The organism is Shewanella sp. 125m-1 (genome assembly GCF_052977065.1).
The window spans coordinates 1-18,254 of record NZ_JBRILT010000028.1; the positions used below are offsets into that span (position 1 = coordinate 1).

Annotated in this window: 14 protein-coding genes and 1 tRNA gene; 2 read left to right on the forward strand and 13 right to left on the reverse strand. The window is 46.5% G+C overall.

The genetic code is table 11. From position 1 onward, the window contains the following. Positions 1-128: 128 nt before the first annotated feature. The 3 genes from yedF to fdhD all read right to left on the reverse strand — a co-directional run bounded on the left by yedF (position 129) and on the right by fdhD (position 2,871). Entirely contained in the window at positions 129-365 is a 237-nt protein-coding gene (yedF, locus tag ACVBIK_RS12970; protein ID WP_447160815.1) for a sulfurtransferase-like selenium metabolism protein YedF, read from the reverse strand. A 148-nt stretch (positions 366-513) separates the two neighbouring features. Beyond that, positions 514-1,779, reverse strand: coding sequence for a selenium metabolism membrane protein YedE/FdhT (gene yedE / locus ACVBIK_RS12975; RefSeq protein WP_447169847.1), 1,266 nt, complete (start codon positions 1,777-1,779; stop codon positions 514-516). 228 nt (positions 1,780-2,007) lie between these two features. Then, positions 2,008-2,871 (reverse strand): formate dehydrogenase accessory sulfurtransferase FdhD, encoded by an 864-nt coding sequence (gene fdhD, locus ACVBIK_RS12980; protein ID WP_447163865.1) that lies wholly within the window; start codon positions 2,869-2,871, stop codon positions 2,008-2,010. 286 nt (positions 2,872-3,157) lie between these two features. Between fdhD and ACVBIK_RS12985 the strand changes: the two genes are divergently transcribed. After that, a tRNA-Sec gene (locus ACVBIK_RS12985) sits at positions 3,158-3,252 on the forward strand. Here ACVBIK_RS12985 and selB read toward each other — a convergent pair. The 10 genes from selB to zntR form a co-directional block, all read right to left on the reverse strand. Next, complete coding sequence (gene selB / locus ACVBIK_RS12990; protein WP_447169848.1) at positions 3,230-5,146, reverse strand: selenocysteine-specific translation elongation factor; 1,917 nt, start codon at positions 5,144-5,146, stop codon at positions 3,230-3,232. The genes ACVBIK_RS12985 and selB overlap by 23 nt on opposite strands. After that, positions 5,143-6,669: an L-seryl-tRNA(Sec) selenium transferase gene (selA, locus tag ACVBIK_RS12995; protein WP_447169849.1), complete on the reverse strand. Its 1,527-nt coding sequence runs from the start codon at positions 6,667-6,669 to the stop codon at positions 5,143-5,145. The genes selB and selA overlap by 4 nt, the downstream gene beginning before the upstream one ends. 99 nt (positions 6,670-6,768) lie before the next feature. Then, positions 6,769-7,782, reverse strand: coding sequence for a formate dehydrogenase accessory protein FdhE (fdhE, locus tag ACVBIK_RS13000; protein ID WP_447169850.1), 1,014 nt, complete (start codon positions 7,780-7,782; stop codon positions 6,769-6,771). 2 nt (positions 7,783-7,784) lie between these two features. After that, on the reverse strand, positions 7,785-8,429 hold the full coding sequence (locus ACVBIK_RS13005; RefSeq protein WP_447160809.1) for a formate dehydrogenase subunit gamma: 645 nt from the start codon (positions 8,427-8,429) through the stop codon (positions 7,785-7,787). Positions 8,430-8,434: 5 nt separating this feature from the next. Then, positions 8,435-9,337: a formate dehydrogenase subunit beta gene (gene fdxH / locus ACVBIK_RS13010; RefSeq protein ID WP_447169851.1), complete on the reverse strand. Its 903-nt coding sequence runs from the start codon at positions 9,335-9,337 to the stop codon at positions 8,435-8,437. Positions 9,338-9,339: 2 nt separating this feature from the next. Further along, positions 9,340-12,357 (reverse strand): formate dehydrogenase-N subunit alpha, encoded by a 3,018-nt coding sequence (gene fdnG, locus ACVBIK_RS13015; RefSeq protein ID WP_447169852.1) that lies wholly within the window; start codon positions 12,355-12,357, stop codon positions 9,340-9,342. 754 nt (positions 12,358-13,111) lie between these two features. Beyond that, a complete protein-coding gene (locus ACVBIK_RS13020; RefSeq protein WP_447160806.1) occupies positions 13,112-13,486 on the reverse strand; it encodes a thiol-disulfide oxidoreductase DCC family protein in 375 nt (124 codons plus the stop codon). A 90-nt stretch (positions 13,487-13,576) separates the two neighbouring features. Continuing rightward, the gene (locus ACVBIK_RS13025) at positions 13,577-14,233 is read right to left on the reverse strand and encodes a thiol:disulfide interchange protein DsbA/DsbL (protein ID WP_447160805.1); all 657 of its coding nucleotides are present in this window, start codon (positions 14,231-14,233) and stop codon (positions 13,577-13,579) included. A 155-nt stretch (positions 14,234-14,388) separates the two neighbouring features. Then, on the reverse strand, positions 14,389-15,693 hold the full coding sequence (locus tag ACVBIK_RS13030) for an SO_0444 family Cu/Zn efflux transporter (RefSeq protein WP_447169853.1): 1,305 nt from the start codon (positions 15,691-15,693) through the stop codon (positions 14,389-14,391). A 29-nt stretch (positions 15,694-15,722) separates the two neighbouring features. Further along, positions 15,723-16,199 carry a Zn(2+)-responsive transcriptional regulator gene (gene zntR, locus ACVBIK_RS13035; RefSeq protein ID WP_447160803.1) on the reverse strand — a complete coding sequence of 159 codons (477 nt, stop codon included), beginning with the start codon at positions 16,197-16,199 and terminating at the stop codon, positions 15,723-15,725. 347 nt (positions 16,200-16,546) lie between these two features. Here zntR and purH point away from each other — a divergent pair, with 347 nt between their 5' ends. After that, positions 16,547-18,136, forward strand: a complete 1,590-nt coding sequence (gene purH / locus ACVBIK_RS13040; RefSeq protein ID WP_447169854.1) for a bifunctional phosphoribosylaminoimidazolecarboxamide formyltransferase/IMP cyclohydrolase — start codon at positions 16,547-16,549, stop codon at positions 18,134-18,136. Positions 18,137-18,254: the final 118 nt, after the last annotated feature.

An 18,254-nucleotide genomic window follows, 5' to 3' on the forward strand; every position in this document is an offset into this window, starting at 1 on the left:
TGTTTAAAAACACTCGGATTTTGCCATCTTATAAAGATCGGTCAACCGATCAATAAACTGCTAAATGATCGGCATTAACTCTATGAGTGCCTTTTTTATTGCCAGAATCAACGCTGACTGCTTACTTCTTACTTCTTAAGCAAAAAGCGTAACATCACGCCTTGCTGGCTGATATCTAACACTTCATAGCCGTGGTTCTTGGCGTCGTTAGGAATATTGTTGATTGACTGCGAGCAGTCGGTAATCACTTCTAACACTTCACCCGACTTGAGTGACGCCATAGCTTCAAGAGTAGCAACGGCAGGGTAAGGACAAGGCTCACCATAAATTTCTAAATTGTAATCAGGTACGATAGATGCTGGCATAATATGCTCCTCAGCAAAGGGGCGGCTCAAGTCAGCTTGCGCCGCATATAAAGTAAATCAATTCATTCCTTGAGAGTTGATAGCTAATAGTTACTCGCTCTCAATAACGACAGGTAACTGCTGCCCTACCAACTCCTATCAAGGCTTGTTAGCTTTGAATCGTTGGTGCTACTGGCACTGCTGCTAATGGCGCAGAGGCTAGCTCTGCAAGCTTTGCTGCAACGGCTTGTTGCTGACGCTTTTGCTTTTTAAAGAAGTGTTGTTCCCACATTAAAATCAGCACAAACGACAAGCCCAAAAGCAAGTAAGTCACACCTAAGCCACCTAATGGACCAAATACATCGAGCAGGTTCACTTTATCCCAACTCGTTGCTAACGGAGCCGCTAAGCTATCCCAGTAATAAGCCAGAATCGTTGCGCCAATAATATTACCAATACCGACCCACCAAAAGTGCACTTGGCCTTCAAGTGCTCGGTACATCCAACCGGTTTCACAACCGCCCGCGATCACAATACCAATACCAAACAGCAAGCCACCAATGACCGCATTCGGGCCGGCCCATAATGTTTTAGGTGTCATGCCTAGCTGCACGTAGCTATAGATGCCAATAACACTCACCGCCATGCCTAAAATAATCGCCTTAGCCATATGAGTACGACCGGTGATCCACATGTCTCTAAATGCTGAGGTAAAGCAGATCTGCGCACGCTCAATCAATAGACCAAACATCATGCCCATAAACATGGCAATACCAAGCTTAGTCGAGCTTTGCATCACATAAAGCGACAAGCCAATCATGGCCGCAAATACCAGCCAACCTAGGCGAAAACGGTTTTGTACTTGATTCGGATTTGGCTTAGCAATTTTCTTCAGGCCACCCGCTTTTAGCGTGGCAGTAGAGCGGAAAAACGGTAACAAGGTGATCTTAGCGCCGATATAAGTACCTGCAGCGGCAGCAAAAGCAAAGATCCAGGCATGCAAGGTAAACTGCGGAATACCGGTAAAGAAAGCCGCCAAGTTACAGCCCATCGCCAAACGCGCACCAAAGCCTGCGATCATGCCGCCCACTAATGCCTGCGCAATACGCTTTTTAGAGCTAGGCATACGCAGCTTTAGGTTATTTGCCCACAGCACCGCAGCCATACAACCGCCAAACATACCAATAATCATCACACCGCCAACGCGATCAAGTGGTGTGCCTTGTAAGCCGATGATTTGAAAGTATTGCCATGACTCTGGCTCAGCACCAAACCACTGCAATATATGCCCACCCCAGCGAGTAAACTCACCGGTAACCGCCCAAAGTGAGCCTGTTAGGCCAAAAAAGTAAGTCGACAATATACCCGCTGCAATAACGGCGGCAAAAGGCGACCAGAATTTAATAAAAAACTGATTTTTAAACGTTAACCACATATTTAAAATTTACCAACTAACATGAAGATGAAATAAAACACTTAATTTAAGCACTTGATCCAAAAGCTTAAATTAAGCACTTAAAATCAGCCTTAAATCCTTTGCATAACTAATAAAACCAAGTTATTAATTAAACAACTAAATTTAAGGCTAAAATTTGAAACACGCACTGAACACTGAACACTGAACACTGAACACTAAACACTAAACGCTGAGTAAAAAGCTTAACTAGATCACAGCTAAGTTATTATTTTCAACATTACTTAGTGTTTTATCACATAAATACAACCTTTCAGGGTGGGTATATATTGTCACTCTATTTTCACGACAAAACCCAACCAAAGTAATATTCGATCTGTTTGCGATATCAATCGCTAACGAAGTTGCTGAAGAAATTGCAAATATAATACTAATATTTGCAATAGCTGCTTTTTGCACCATTTCAAAACTGGCTCGACTGGTTAATAACAACGCCGAATGACGAGTCAGAGGATCACAGCTGATATGACCGATTAATTTATCTAGCGCGACATGACGCCCCACATCTTCGAAGCAGCACATAATATCACCTTCTGCCGACAAGGTGGCAGCAGCATGTGTGGCACCGGTCAAATTAAATGCATTTTGATGCTTATGCAGATTAGATAATGCCAATTTTAAGCTGTTTAGGTTGAATTTTTCAGTGCCTGTGACTTTTACGGTCGGTTTCACCGTTTGTTCTATCTGCTCGACACCGCAAAGGCCGCACCCTGTGCGGCCGGCAAGACTGCGGCGATGCTGTTTTAACTGCATAAAGCAGCGCTGAGAAACCTCAATATGCACCAACACCCCAGTGGCAATGGCTTCAATCTCAATCGAACGGATATCACGTACGCTTTCAATAATTGATTCTGACAAGCTAAAGCCAATGGCGAACTCTTTTAATGCCGTTGGACAGGCCATCATTACGACATGAGAAATACCATTATAAATCAGCGCGACTCTGACCTCTTTCGCTACCGTTTCGATTAATGACTGCTCTCTATCATTACGAAAACATGTTACTGCTGTCTGCTCGGTAATATTATTTAAGCCACACACAAGTTCCGTCATATATCTGTTCCATTTCTTCTGCTAAATAATGTCCCATCTAGCGATCTGAATATCGATAAATGGATAGAGGTAAATAGGACTCACACTTAGTCAATATATAAGTCGATTAATATCGTTTAAAATTTAAAGCCCCACCGTCACAGCACTCTATGTGCCTGGTAAATAATGTCCCACTCATCATGTTAAATATCGATAAATGCAATGTAGACTCACAATTAATAAAGTTAGCCTGCCACTGATATTGTCTAGCTAAAAACAATTACTTATTATTCTCCGCAAGTGATACGGAAGAACGTCGTTTCCGGTGAAACGTCTGGATTTCAAATCCAGGTGGGGCTGCCAGCAGTCCCGGGTAGGTTCAACTCCTATGTTCTTCCGCCAAATCACTTGCGATAAAAATACTGCTATCGCGTATCACTCTCGAATTATCTTTCTTCTTGCGCCACGTTAATCCACTACGGTCATAAAACTCTAAAAGCTGAATACTGGCTTTGCGGCCTAATTTGATAATCGAATTGAAATCGGCAGTTTTTAGCTCACCAGCCATATCGATCTGTTTGCGGATCACATCGGCATAGAAATACAGACTTTCGGTGAGCATAAAGCGGTCTTTAATAATCGCCGACAGATACCCTAACTGGATGAGCTTACGGCACAGCGTGCGAACGACAGTCAGCTCAAGATTTAACGCTTGAGCTAAGTCTGATGACCATAACGGGCTGTTGGCACTAAGCAGTTGCTGCTTTATCTGCGACCACAGCTGCTGATCAGCATCCGACAGTGCTAGGTTATGCCGTGGCAGATGCAATAAGCCGCGGGTACTTTGCAGCTGCTTTTGTTCTCTGAGGCTATCGGTTAGTTTCAACAATACAGGCAGTGGATATTGGTTATGAGTCATGCGCTGTAGGCGATTAATACTCAAACCTAATAGCTCAGGCGATTGCTGATGATAATTAGCGATAAGTGCCAGTAGTTGCGCTTCAATCTGCTGAAGCAATCCGCTCGATAACAGATAACCACCGAGACTAATCACCTGCTCATCAGCCAAACAAGGTGTTTGTTCAGTCAACTGATTCGCCCACATAAAAGCGGACTTTGCTACGCAGTGGTGGTTTATTTGCACCTGCAAACTCGCCGTTAGCGAGCCGCACAGCTTAAGGCTTTCTAAATAAGCTAAACGCTCAACGCTACGCTTGGCACGGGTTGGCGGGTTAATATCTAACACCCGCAGCGCACCTAAGGTGGTTTTAGCGGCGCTGTCGCGCACTATAATGCGATCTTGCTCGACACAACCTAGTGGCTGCTCACATTGCAGCTCAACCAAGGCACTGCCGTCTGCCAGGTTTTGCAGTAAGCCTAAGCGCGCGGTAGTGTGGCGATTACCAAGATGCACTTGCACGCTTTGCCAGTGCTTAAATGGCAAGCAAGACTCAAATACGCCACAAATCACTTTTGGCGCTTCATTAGCAGCAACACTAGGTGCTAACGCGGTAAGCCAGTCGCCGCGCTCTGCGCCGCGGTGTTGATCTACGCCGGTAAGGTTCAGTGCTACTCGCTGACAATGCTGCGCGCTATCGCTCACCAGCCCTTGGCTATGTAAGGTTCTCACTTTTACCGGCTTTCGCTGGCCAGATAAATACAGGCTTTGCCCCTGGCTAACTTGGCCACTAATCACAGTACCGGTGACCACAAGACCTGCACCTTTTACGCTAAAGGCTCTGTCGATTGCCATACGAAAACAGGCTTGCTCTCGAGTCTGTTTTAGCTTTGCCATTTGTATTTCAGCAAGCTGGGTAATCGCATCGCTTAAATCACTAATACCAAAGCCAGTTTGCGCCGATACTACATAGATATCACTTTGTCTTTGATGTGTTGCCAGTAGCTCACTGACCTCAAGCTTGACCATCTCGGCCCGCTCACTATCAACTTTATCCTGCTTGGTGAGTACCACGATTAAGTGTTCAAGATTAAGCAGTTGTAAAATGGCTAAATGCTCGTGAGTTTGTGGCATCACCCCATCATCACAAGCGATGATCAGCAGCGCATGCTTAGCGCAGCTCACTCCGGCGAGCATGGTATTGATAAACTTGCTGTGGCCCGGCACATCAACAAACGCCAGGCGCTCACCACCTGCGAGATCCATAAAGGCATAACCCAGTTCGATAGTCATGCCGCGCTGTTTTTCTTCTGGTAAGCGGTCGGCATCAGTGCCAGTTAGCGCTTGAATGAGGCTAGTTTTGCCGTGATCCACATGACCTGCAGTAACAATAATCATGACGCTGTCTCCACGCTAGCTGCAGACGTTTGACTAGGCTCTTGCGCTGCGGCGAGCTCTCGCTCACCGACGATCTTTTGCTCAAAGCTGAGTAGGCTTGTTGTCAGGACGTCAATAAGCTGGCTGTCACTATCAGTGCCACGCAAATCTAGCCACAATTGATTGGCCGTAATACGACCGATAATAGGGGTACTTGTGGCTTTAAATAGCTTATCCAGTTGCAACACACTTAGTGTGCTGTATTTTTTTGCTGTCGCAGGATTAACAGAGAAACACAGTGCGATGGACTCCAGTAGAACGTCTGGCTGCGAACCGCTGCCCACTTGGGTTTGGCAAGATTTGATTGTCACATCAAACAAGCTGATATTGACGTTACCAGCTAACTGCTGCTGAAGCTTTTGTGCAAGCCGTTCAAGTTCAACCAAAGGACGAGACAGTTTTCTAAAGATAGGTAACTGGGTATCTAGCGCTTCGGGATTGCGGTACTGCATCAAGGTCGCCTCGAGTGCAGCCAAGGTCATTTTATCGCAGCGCAGTGCACGCTTTAATGGATGCGCTTGCAGCTTAGCGATTAGCTCTACGTCGCCAACGACTAAGCCAGCTTGCGGGCCACCCAGCAGCTTATCGCCAGAAAAACTCACTAGATTGACGCCATCTTTTAGCATCTGCTGCGGCATTGGCTCTTTTGATAAACCAAAGCGCGATAGATCTGTCAGTGCGCCGCCGCCAAGATCGGAAATTAATGCGATGCCGCGTTCTTTACACAGTGCAGCTAATTCAGCTTCTTCGGTAACTTTAGTAAAACCACTAATATGATAATTACTGGTGTGCACCTTCATAATTGCCGCGGTGTTTTCAGTAATCGCGGCGGCGTAATCTTTAAGATGAGTGCGGTTCGTGCAGCCCACTTCCACCAGCTTACAACCCGCCTGGGCCATAATATCGGGAATACGAAACGCGCCGCCAATCTCCACCAGCTCACCGCGCGATACAATCACCTCTTTACCGGCGGCGGTCGCGGCCAACATCAATAAAACCGCGGCAGCGTTGTTATTAACGATACAGCAACTGTCTGCGCCCGTTAGCTCATGGATAAGTGCTGATATTGCGCTGTCACGATGGCCGCGCTTACCTTGGCCCATATCAAATTCAAGTGGCACCGGGCTGCGCATCACTTGGGTGACCGCGTTAATCGCTGCTTCACACATCTGCGAGCGGCCAAGGTTAGTGTGCAATATGGTGCCAGTTAGGTTAATCACAGGGGTCATGCTTTGGCGCTGCGCGCGAGTAATACGACAAACGAGCTCTTCGGCAATCAGGCTTACGTCCAAACACCAGCTTGGCAAGCTTTGCTGCAGTGCAATTTGCTGCCGCGCATCTTTAAGCATTTGTGCCAGCAAGGACTTAATCCAGGGTTTGCCCTGCTGCTCGATAAAACCTATCACTTGAGGTATCAGTAGCAAGCTGTCCATTGCGGGCAAACAACGGTAGAGGGCTTTGGTTGAGTTGATAGCTTGAGTCATAGGTCTTCGTCTGATTGTCTGTTTATAGAAATGAGTTAATTGAACTAGCCAAATAAAAGAGCCGCACCGAAATGCGGCTCTTGATTGGCTTATGTGGTACTAGTGGATGTCGCCAACCTTTTGCTGTTGATGTGGCTGAGGCTCTTCATCAAGCAGAGGCTTTTCACTTGGCTGAAGCTCTTTATCAAGCTGAGGCTCTTGCTCATGAGCCAGCAGTAACGGATTTACCGTGGTTACACTGTATCCTTGCTCAACCAAGTGGCTATCCATCACTAAGGTCGCCAAGTCGTCGGCTGCTACTTCTAATCTTGGGTTGATGTCAGTAAAGAACATCTTGGTATAACCCTTACAGGTGTCGCAGCTTTCTACCCGAATAGCGGCATTAGTTTCGGTTTCAGCCCACAAGAACACGCCCTTGCTTTCGCCGCATGATGTGCACTCGGCGCGCACTTCATGCCACTGTGTTTCACACAAGCTGCAATGTAAGTAGCGTAGGCCAACACGTGGTTCTTCCTTGATCACGCTACCCACAGGGTGGCTGCCACAGACTGGGCATAAACGCTTATGCGCCTCTGCCTCATCAGCCAAAGCCTGTGCAACATCCACCGCCCAATGTGACCAGTACACTGATAGCGCTGCCCAGATAAACAGGCTGTACTGCGCAGGGACTTGTGCAAAGTGTCCGCCAAGCATCGACTCGGCGTAACCTTGCAATACCTCCCCTTCAGCCTTAGCGAGTTCCTTTAGCACCCCATGTAACTCAGTACTGACTTTGGGCATTAGCTCACTAATTAGCTCCAGCAATACCGACTGCCAATAATTTCCCCACTCAAAGTGCTGCTGCGCCATAGGTTGGCTTTGGCTGAGATCTAGCGTTGGCTTAGGACCAAAGCAGCTACTTGCCGCATCACCGTAAAGTGCCGCTACCTTTTGCTGTGCCTCAACTAACTGCTCGAGTAAGCCAAAGTATTCTGTTAATCCAGATCCTTCGGCAAGCTCTGCAAGTCGCTTGGCTCTAAATTGATAAACGGCCTGTGGATCTGCTGCGATCACGGTTTTAATGTCCAATGACTGTCCAGGGATCTTGTCAGCGTCGAGTATTGCTGTGCTCATAATTAGTGTTTTTCCTGCTTATTAGTCTTTAATTCAGGATCGTTTAGCATGTTAGGGTGATGCTTCTTGCACCAAGCCCGCGACACATAGCCGTACAACATGCCAGCAACTGATCCTTCCACCCACGTCGCCATCCAAAAATGCACAATCACAAAGATCAACATGATCAGTGCAGATACTGCATGAATCAAAATGGCCCACTCAATGGCGCTTGATTCAAAATAAGGGGCAAAGTAAGGCTGCCACATCATGATGCCGGTAATCGTCAATGCGATTGAGGTCACCACAAAGGTACGAAACAGCACTTTTTGACCCGGGTTGTAATGGCCGATAGCGGGGATCTTGTCCTCGTTTTCGAACATCACATCCTTAATGGCTAACATCCATTTCAGGTCATTCTTTTCCCACTTGTTATGATGGTAATAGCGAACTAGCATCACCATTAACGGCAGACACATCATCAAGCCGGCAATGGGGTGAACAAAGCGCGCCATTTGCGGCGAGCCAGCAATCGACCCCAACCATTGAAATGATGGGAAGAAGAAAGCAAAGCCGGTTAGGAATGTCACCAAACCTGTTGCAACCACAAACCAGTGACAGATGCGGTCGAACAACTTATGACGCAAAATCATATTCTGCTTATGCATGAGCGTTACTCCTTATCTGACTTATCTGAGTGAGTGTGGTCAAACTGTGCGGGCTCGTCCTCTTCAACGAGGTTACGGCCCACAGTGATACGGTGAAGGCAGGCCACTGCCACGGTCGCGATGATACCCGCCGCACCCAATGGCTTAACCACGTCTTGCCATAACTTAACTGGCACACTCGTTTTAGGATCGGCTGGTAGGCCATAATTCTGCGGTTGATTGATATCATGCAGAATCATCATCATGCCTGTACCGCCCACACCTTCTGGGTTATATAAGCCGGCATTAACGAAACCACGCTTATGCAGCTCTTTGATTCTAAGATCTGCAATAAACAACATGTCTTCACGCGTACCGAACTTCAAAGCGCCAGTGATACAAGACTTCACACACGCGGGCTCTTGGCCCACTTGTAGACGGTCTGAACACATGGTGCACTTGTAGGCTTTTTGATCCACAGGGTCGAGTCTTGGTACATCGAACGGACAAGCCACTACGCAGTAACCACAACCGATACACTTATCAGAATCAAAATCGACAATGCCGTTAGCATGCTGAACAATGGCACCTTTAGTTGAACAAGCCGTTAAACATGCGGGGTCATCACAGTGCATACAGGCGCTATGAGTGAAGTTCCAACGTAGCTTATTGTCCTGTTCAATTTCGTTATACTTCATCAGTGTCCAACACTCTGAAGACAAGTCCATTGGGTTCTGGTAAGAACCTTGGAAGCTACCCACAGGTGCTCTAAGGTCGTTCCATTCAGAACACGAAACCTGACACGCTTTACAACCGTTACACTTAGTGGCGTCAAATAACTTTGCCACTTTGCTTAACTTACGTCGTACCTGCGCTGCAGGGGTGAGCTCTGATGTACCAGAGCTTAAAATAATATCTTGAGCAGACATGATTAAACTCCCTCAGCCTTAGCGATATCCACAAGGAATGCTTTAAATTCAGGCACCTGTGTATTCGCATCGCCCACTTCAGTGGTCAGTACATTACAGCTATAACTTCGGCGCGTAAGACCGTTATGACCGCCATGACGCGGTAAGCCAACCGTATGTACCATCTGGCCGTGAACCTTAAGTGGTTGTAGACGCTTAGTGACTAACGCTTTAGTTAACAAACTGCCACGCTTAGAGCTCACCTTGACCCAATCACCATTAGCAATGCCTTTCTTCTCTGCAAGAATTTCATCGAGTTCAACGAAAGTTTCAGGCATAGAGATAGCCGCTAAACGACAGTGGATCGTCCAAAAGTTAAAGTGTTCTGTTAATGAGTACGTGGTGCACACATAAGGGAACTCCGTATGCGAACCTAAAGTCTCGGCCACGCCCGGCAGCATCCGCACCGCAGGGTTGCTGATCACATTCGGGTGCAATGGGTTAGTACCGATAGGCGACTCCATTGGCTCGTAATGCTCAGGGAATGGTCCTTCGGCTAATAATTTTAACGCGAAGAAACGCCCCACCCCTTCTGGCTGCATAATAAATGGATGCGCCGACTCTTTTGGCGGTAACTTCATGTTGAAGTCGCCTTGGTCGATGCCATGCCACTTACCATTTGTCCATTCAACAATGACGCGCTTTGGATCCCAAGGCTTACCATCAACGTCACACGATGCGCGGTTATAAAGCACACGACGGTTTGACGGCCACGAGAACGCCCAGCCCGGCGTAATCCCTTTACCAGAGGTATCTGAGTTGTCACGGCGCGCCATCATGTTGCCGGCTTCAGTCCAGCAACCTGAGTAGATCCAGCAGCCACAAGCCGTACTACCGTCATCTTTTAACTGGCTAAAGCTATCAAGCTGCTTACCGGTTTTAAGGTCGATACCATTTAGCTCTTTGGCCACTTCTTCGCCATGTGGGAAGTGTGGATTATGGTAACCCCAGTTAACGGCTTCAATCGGCTCAGGCAGTACACCGCCTTCGTCTTTATAAAGCTCACGTAGCTTCATTAAAATGCCCGATAAAATCTCAGCATCTGGCTTAGATTCACCTGGTGGATTAGCGCCCTTCCAGTGCCACTGCATCCAGCGACCTGAGTTAACGATACAACCTTCTTCTTCAGCAAATAGTGTTGTCGGTAGACGGAACACTTCAGTTTGAATGTCGCTTGGCTGCACGTCGTTGAACTCACCTGCTTTTTGCCAGAATACCGAAGTCTCAGTCGCTAACGGATCCATCACCACCATGTACTTAAGCTTGCATAATGCCGCTAAGGTCTTGTTACGGTTCGGCATAGAGTTAATCGCGTTAACCCCTTGAATGAAGTAACCGTTAACTTGGCCGTGGTACATCATGTCGATGTGTTTAGTAAAGTCGTACTGAATATCCCACTTAGGTAACCAGTCATAGCCAAAGCTATTGGCCGCCGTGGCGTTCTCACCCCAGAAACTCTTCATTTGCGAGATAAAGAACTTAGGATAGTTAGACCAGTAGTTAGTTTGGCCAGGACGCAACGCCTTAGGCGTATAGTTATCTAGGTATGTCGCTAAATCTGTATCGTTATCATTTGGCAGTTTCAAGTAACCAGGCAGGTTCTGGCATAGCAGCCCCATGTCGGTTGCGCCCTGCACGTTTGAGTGACCACGCAGTGCGTTAACACCACCACCCAATACGCCGATATTACCCAGTAGCAACTGCACTAATGCCATAGAACGGATGTTCTGCGCGCCTTTAGTGTGATGGGTCCAGCCCAACGCATACATAAAGGTCGCCGCCTTGTCATGAACGTGCGTGCTACCAATTAAGGCACACACTTTTTCATAATCTTCAACTGGCGTGCCGGTAATATTGCTTACGGTTTCAAAGTCGTAACGGTCAATGTGATGCTTTAATAAGTTCCACACGCAACGTGGGTGCTCATATGTTTCATCGACTTTGGCATAACCATCTTCATCTAATTCGTAGTACCAAGAATCCTTGTCGTAAGTGCGACTCTTGTCATCAAAACCACTAAATAGGCCTTCATTGAATTCGAAATCTTCGCGAATAATGTAGCTAGCGTTGGTGTACGCTTTGACATACTCGTAGTTAACTTGTTTAGTCTCAATGAGGTATCGACTTAGACCTAAAAGGAATGCGATATCAGTACCACTACGAAGTGGTGCATAGCAGTCAGCTAATGCTGCACTGCGATTAAAACGTGGATCCACAACCACCAATTTGGCGTTATTGTGTTCCATAGCTTCTGTAACCCAACCGAAACCGACAGGATGTGCTTCAGCGGCATTACCGCCCATGATCACCACGACATTAGCGTTCTTAATATCGATCCAGTGGTTGGTCATGGCACCGCGCCCAAATGTTGGAGCAAGACTTGCTACCGTTGGGGAGTGTCAGTTACGCGCAATAGTATCGATGGCCACTAGGCCAAGAGAACGAGCAAACTTGTGAGTAATAAAACCACCTTCATTTGGCTGTGCAGATGAAGTCATCATGCCGGTACTCAACCAACGGTTTACTGTGGTGCCATCGCTATTTTTTTCAATAAAGTTTTCATCGCGGTCGTCTTTCATCAAGCGCGCGATACGGCTAAATGCCTCATTCCAACTAATGCGTTTCCACTCGTTAGAGCCTGGCTCACGCACTTCAGGAAAATGGTTACGGTTAGGGCTATTTACATAGTCGACTAGACCGGCACCTTTAGGACACAATGCGCCGCGGTTAACCGGATGGTCAGCGTCGCCTTCAATGTGGAAAATCGCTTTTTCAGCGTTTTTACCGTTGCTACCATGGCTGTACATCAACAAGCCACAACCCACTGAGCAATAACAACAGTTATTGCGGGTTTCTTTTGCTTTCATCAACTTATACTCACGAGGCGCAGCCATCGCAGTGCCGGGCATTAATCCCAGCGCTGATATTGCCGATGTGGTCGCTCCGCAGGCACACAGTTTAAAAAACTGTCGTCTGTCCATATCACCCTCACACAATTAGTATTTTCTACTCAGGCCAATAATCTCATCTGGCGCTGTAGTTTGTTTTTTGTCATTTATCTGTCCTGCTAAGCTGCGCTTGCTTTAGCTAGCGGTAACCTAAACAGAGACTCTTTAATGCAAATTGATTATCCCCAAAGTCAGCTATACGGACAATTAATAACATACGACAAAGATCACAATAAAAAGCCAACAGAATAAAACTGATAAAAATAGAAAGAAAAAAGAATTAAATTCCGCCCAAACAAAAACAAGCAGGCAAATGCGGAGCAAAACACCAAACAGTTAGCAATATGAAGAAAGGGACAGCTTGACGCACCAAGCAGGGACACTATGTCTCACCCGTAAGTAATGGTAATGATTAAATTAGGTACTTGAAAAATACATGCTTTCACACGCAATCAACCCTACAGCAAGCTTAGCGTCAAGAAATGAGGCTTTTTGGAAACATAAAGTTTAAAAATTGTTTATTTGGCCATTAATGACCACACGGGAGAACGAGACAATATGGCGCAAGAGTCATGCCCCTTTCATGAATACAGGCAAGCAAATATCTTAAAAATAGGCTGATTTGCCGTTGCAGTGTTTGAGACCCTAGATAAATAATATGAGCGAAGCACGCCTAATCGCACTTAAATTGAGTGGGTTGGCGCCCTTGCCATCGCGGTCATCGCTCAAAATGGAAGCGATTTAGCCTTGCTGTCCGCCATTGTCAGGTAATAACCAAGAGGTGAAATTAACGCAAGTTACAGGAGTTTTTTTTACCAAAGAGTCGATATCGATATTTAGCCAGCAGATTGTAACTGCCTTCGCGAATGGGTTTAGGAAAAAAGCGAAGATACCTCAGTAATACAGCCATGCCAGTGAGCGAGTTAGCGATTTCAATCACCGCGTCACTGCGTAAATAATAGCGCCCCTGCTTAATAAGAATCACGCTGTCTAGTGCAAGGTGACTAAGTTGATACTGAGCTAACAGTGCTTGACCTTGTATTGATTGTAAAGCCACAAAATTAAAGTGTTCCTCAGGATCATGGCGCCGAACAAACTGTACTGCGCCATCACATAAATTACAGACCCCATCAAAGATAATTGTCGCCTTTACTTCAGCCATAATGTGCCTAGCCACTAAAATAAGCTGTGGCTAGGCACAACGCAGCACTGACTAAGCATCTCTCCACCCCTCCATCATAGTGATACCTTATTAACGATTAGCTAAGCTTGCCTTTTCGAGTCCAACTAAATAACTGGCTATATCCATCACCTGCTCGGCCGAATTTGCCGACTCATTGAGAATGATATAACGGCCATTAACCAAGATAGTGGGTGTGCCTTGAATTTCTGCCGATGACATCAGCTGCATAGCATGCTTAAGCTTTGACACGATATCAGCCGAATAGAGCTTGCCGATAAACTCTTGCTCCGATAATCCATAACCATTTAAAAAATCAGCTAACTTAGCTTGCTGCTCAGCAAGGCTTTTCACTTCACGCAGTCCAATGATTTGATTAAACAGTGCAGCATGCACCTGCTGCTTATTTTGCATCTGCTCGGCAATAAAGAAGACTTTTGCATGTAGCTTCATCGCTTCATTCCACACCGCTGGCGATTGCACTAAAGTGACACCATCGGCCATACTTTCTTCCCAATCATGCAGGGGTTTTTCGAACAATTCACAGTGAGGGCAGCCATACCAAAAAAATTCGGTTACCGAGATATTATCGCTGCTTGCAGGAATAGGGGTCGCCAATTCGCGGTAGTGCACACCTTCAACATAGTGACCGTCACTATCTAGGCTTGATGGCTCTGAGCAAGCAACAAGGGTCATACTGAGCAGCAGTATGGTGAGGATTTTGTTCATGGCAGTTCCTTTTATTCATGTGGCTCATTGTCTCGAAAACTGTAACCAAACTTTAGCTTATTACAACAGCTTAGTACGACCTAAAAACAAAAAGGCACTCTAATGAGTGCCTTTACCTTATCAAACAATTCCCTGCAAAGATTGTTTATAGCAATTTATGAGCAGCAGTCTCGACGCCACCAGTTTTTAGGTAGCTTATCTAAAAATACCTTAGCCATCAGTATCGCGAGTACCACACCCGAGGTATAGACGATACCAGCCGGCAATAGCTCATGCTGCTCACCAATTTGTGGCATTACCACAAAACCGAACGTCTCAACTAAATAGTTAACTAAAATACCCGATACTAAGGCGACGCCTAGGACTCCGCCCAAATAGCCATAAAGCGCACGCTTTCCTAACTCTTTTGTGACCACGCCTAAAGTAGCAATATTGGTTGCAGGGCCTGCCAACATAAACACCAACACAGCACCAGGTGAAACCCCCGCTAAGAGCAGTCCTGCCGCGATAGGGGTTGAGGCCGTGGCGCAGATATACATAGGCACAGAAATAAGCACCATCACTAGCATGGCAAGAATGCCGTCGCCCCACTTTGCCATAAAGTCAGCAGGCACGTAGGTTTGCACCAGTGCCGCAAAGAACAAACCAATCAACAACCAAACCGTGGTGTCTCGAACTAGATCTGTCGCGGCGTAATGCAGACCTTTACCAATACGGCCAATAACAGAGGTGCCCTTTAATTCTGTCGCCACATCTCTGGTCGATTCACAGCAGCTCTCGACTTCAGCACTAGCCTGTTCATGGCTAGAAGTGTCCGTTTTTTTACTGCTACAACATGATGATGTAGCTTCCACTACTGGGGCTTTTTTACTTGAGCAGCACGAGCCTTTCTCAGCTTTCGCTTCAATTTTTGGCTCAGCTTTTTTGCTACTACAGCATGAAGCTACTGGCGCAACTTGCTCCTCAGCTTTTTTACTGCTGCAGCATGAGCTTACTTGCTCTGCTTTGGCACCAGTTTGTTTAGCTTCGCCACTAATATTAGCATTAGCAACAGGTTTACCATCATCGTCATCACGGCCCACCAATAAGCCTGCAACGATAGCACTAATCACCGCCGCAATAGGTCTGACTATCGCCATAAATGGACCCAGTAATACATAAGACACGGTGACTGAATCCACGCCAGTTTCAGGCGTTGATACTAAGAATGAAGTGGTTGCGGCTTTCGATGCACCGCTACGACGTAGACCAACGGCTGCGGGAATAACACCACAAGAACACAAGGGTAGAGGCGCGCCCAATACCGCTGCTTTTACCACAGTTTTAAAACCGTGGCCGCCAAGCTGCTTTTGCATCCAGGCCATAGGAACGAACATTTTCAACATGCCCGCTAGCAGTAAGCCTAATAATAGCCATGGCGCAGATTCTAGAAACAACTCAATAAAGTTTTCAAATAACATAACGACTTCTCACGTGTATTCTGAGTATTTTATTTATTAGTACAGTGCTTAGTGAACCCACGTTCACCATGACTATGCTGATTATTTTCACAGCGAATGCTGTCGGTATTCGATTCTAATGCTTCGAGTATTGAGCAATGTTCAGCGCTTTCAGGGCCACCACAACAGGCTTGGGACAATCGTTGTAGCGACAATTGAAAATGGTTTAACTCGGCAATTTTCGCTTCAACATTAGCCAGTTTGTCATCCACTAATCCCTTCACATCGGCGCAAGCCCAATTGGACTTATCTAACTCAATCGAGAGCAGTTCGGTGATCTCGGCTAACGTAAACCCCACCGCTTTGGCGCGTAAAATAAAGCGTAATCGCTCAGCATCGGCTTCGGTATAGATCCGGTAACCAGAGTCGGTGCGCGATGATGGCGACAAAAGACCATGTTTTTCATAAAAACGTAAGGTATCTGTTTTGACTTCGCACAATTGTGCAAGCTCACCAATTCGATACATGCCTAGCTCCAGTTCCGTTTTAAATTTAATCTCAACATCAAAAGATAAAAAGCAAAAATAGCCCGCTTAAACCTTTTGATTTTGTCGAGTATAAACCTTGGAGTTGTATCCAAGGTCAAGACTTATTCTGCGCTTTAAAAAACACTAAAGCTTGTTCTGCTGAACGTATTGTGAAATCGCGCAGAAAAAAACACCGTCGAGTGTAAATTTACGTTAAAATATGCGCGCCGTGACGAGGGGTAAAAAATATTGAGGGACTTTTGGAAAGCAGTGTAGGCCACAAAGGCGCGAGACTGTTCTGTTTTCCGAAAGATCCTTAAAAATAACTACTGGACCCTGTACCTACAATGAATAATGCCAGACCTATTCGTCGCGCGCTGTTAAGCGTTTCAGATAAAACCGGAATCTTAGAGTTTGCACAAGCGCTGCATGCTCAAGGTGTTGAGCTACTTTCTACAGGTGGCACCGCACGCCTGTTGGCTGATAATGGTGTGCCAGTCATTGAAGTATCTGACTATACTGGTCACCCAGAGATCATGGATGGCCGCGTTAAAACCCTGCACCCTAAAGTGCATGGCGGCATTTTAGCGCGTCGCGGTATCGACGAAATCGTAATGGAACAAAACAACATCAAGCCAATCGATTTGGTTGCGGTTAACTTGTACCCATTTGCAGCGACTGTTGCGGCAGAAGGCTGCACCTTAGCTGACGCTATCGAGAACATCGATATTGGCGGCCCAACCATGGTTCGCTCTACAGCTAAAAACCACAAAGACACTACCATTATCGTTAACGCTAACGACTACGGCCGCGTGATTGCCGAGATGCAAGCGAACGAAGGTAGCACCACAATTGAAACTCGTTTTGACCTAGCGATTGCCGCGTTTGAGCATACTGCCGCGTACGATGGCATGATAGCTAACTACTTCGGTACTAAAGTGCCTGCGCACAGCAAAGATGAGTGTCACGAAGATTCTAAGTTCCCACGCACTTACAACACTCAGCTAGTTAAAAAGCAGGACTTGCGCTATGGCGAAAACAGCCATCAAACAGCCGCTTTCTACGTTGATACTAATCTCGATGAAGCCTCTGTTGCCACTGCAGTTCAACTGCAAGGTAAAGCACTTTCATACAACAACATCGCCGATACAGACTCCGCACTTGAGTGCGTAAAAGAGTTCGATGAGCCAGCATGTGTGATTGTTAAGCACGCTAACCCTTGTGGCGTTGCTATTGGTGAAAATCTACTAGAAGCCTACAACCGTGCATTCCAAACTGACCCAACCTCAGCCTTTGGTGGCATCATCGCCTTTAACGGCGAGCTAGATGCAGCAACAGCAAGTGCGATTGTTGAGCGTCAATTTGTCGAAGTCATCATTGCGCCTAAAGTCAGCCAGGCTGCACGTGACGTTATTGCAGCTAAAGCTAATGTGCGTTTACTTGAGTGTGGACAGTGGACAAGCAAAACCACCAGTCTAGACTATAAGCGCGTTAATGGCGGCTTACTGCTGCAAGACCGTGACCAAGGCATGGTAGATTTGGATGACGTTAAAGTCGTTTCTAAACGTCAGCCAACCGCTAGCGAAATGAAAGACTTAATGTTCTGCTGGAAAGTGGCTAAGTTTGTAAAATCAAACGCGATTGTCTACGCAAAAAACAGCATGACTATCGGTGTCGGAGCTGGCCAAATGAGCCGCGTATACAGTGCTAAAGTTGCTGGTATCAAAGCCGCTGACGAAGGCCTAGAAGTGCAAAACTCAGTAATGGCATCAGATGCATTTTTCCCATTCCGTGATGGTATTGATGCTGCAGCAGAAGCTGGCATCAGCTGTATCATCCAGCCAGGTGGGTCTATCCGCGATGAAGAGATCATTGCAGCAGCTGACGAGCACGGCATGGCAATGGTATTTACCGGTATGCGTCACTTCCGTCATTAATTGGTTTGCGCGAATAAAGGGCTTTATTCGCGCATTAACAAAATTAATATTTAACGTTTAGAGCAAGCCATTTTTTCTAGGTCAAAGAAAGCACGCGCAGCGTATGCCAATACGTGAG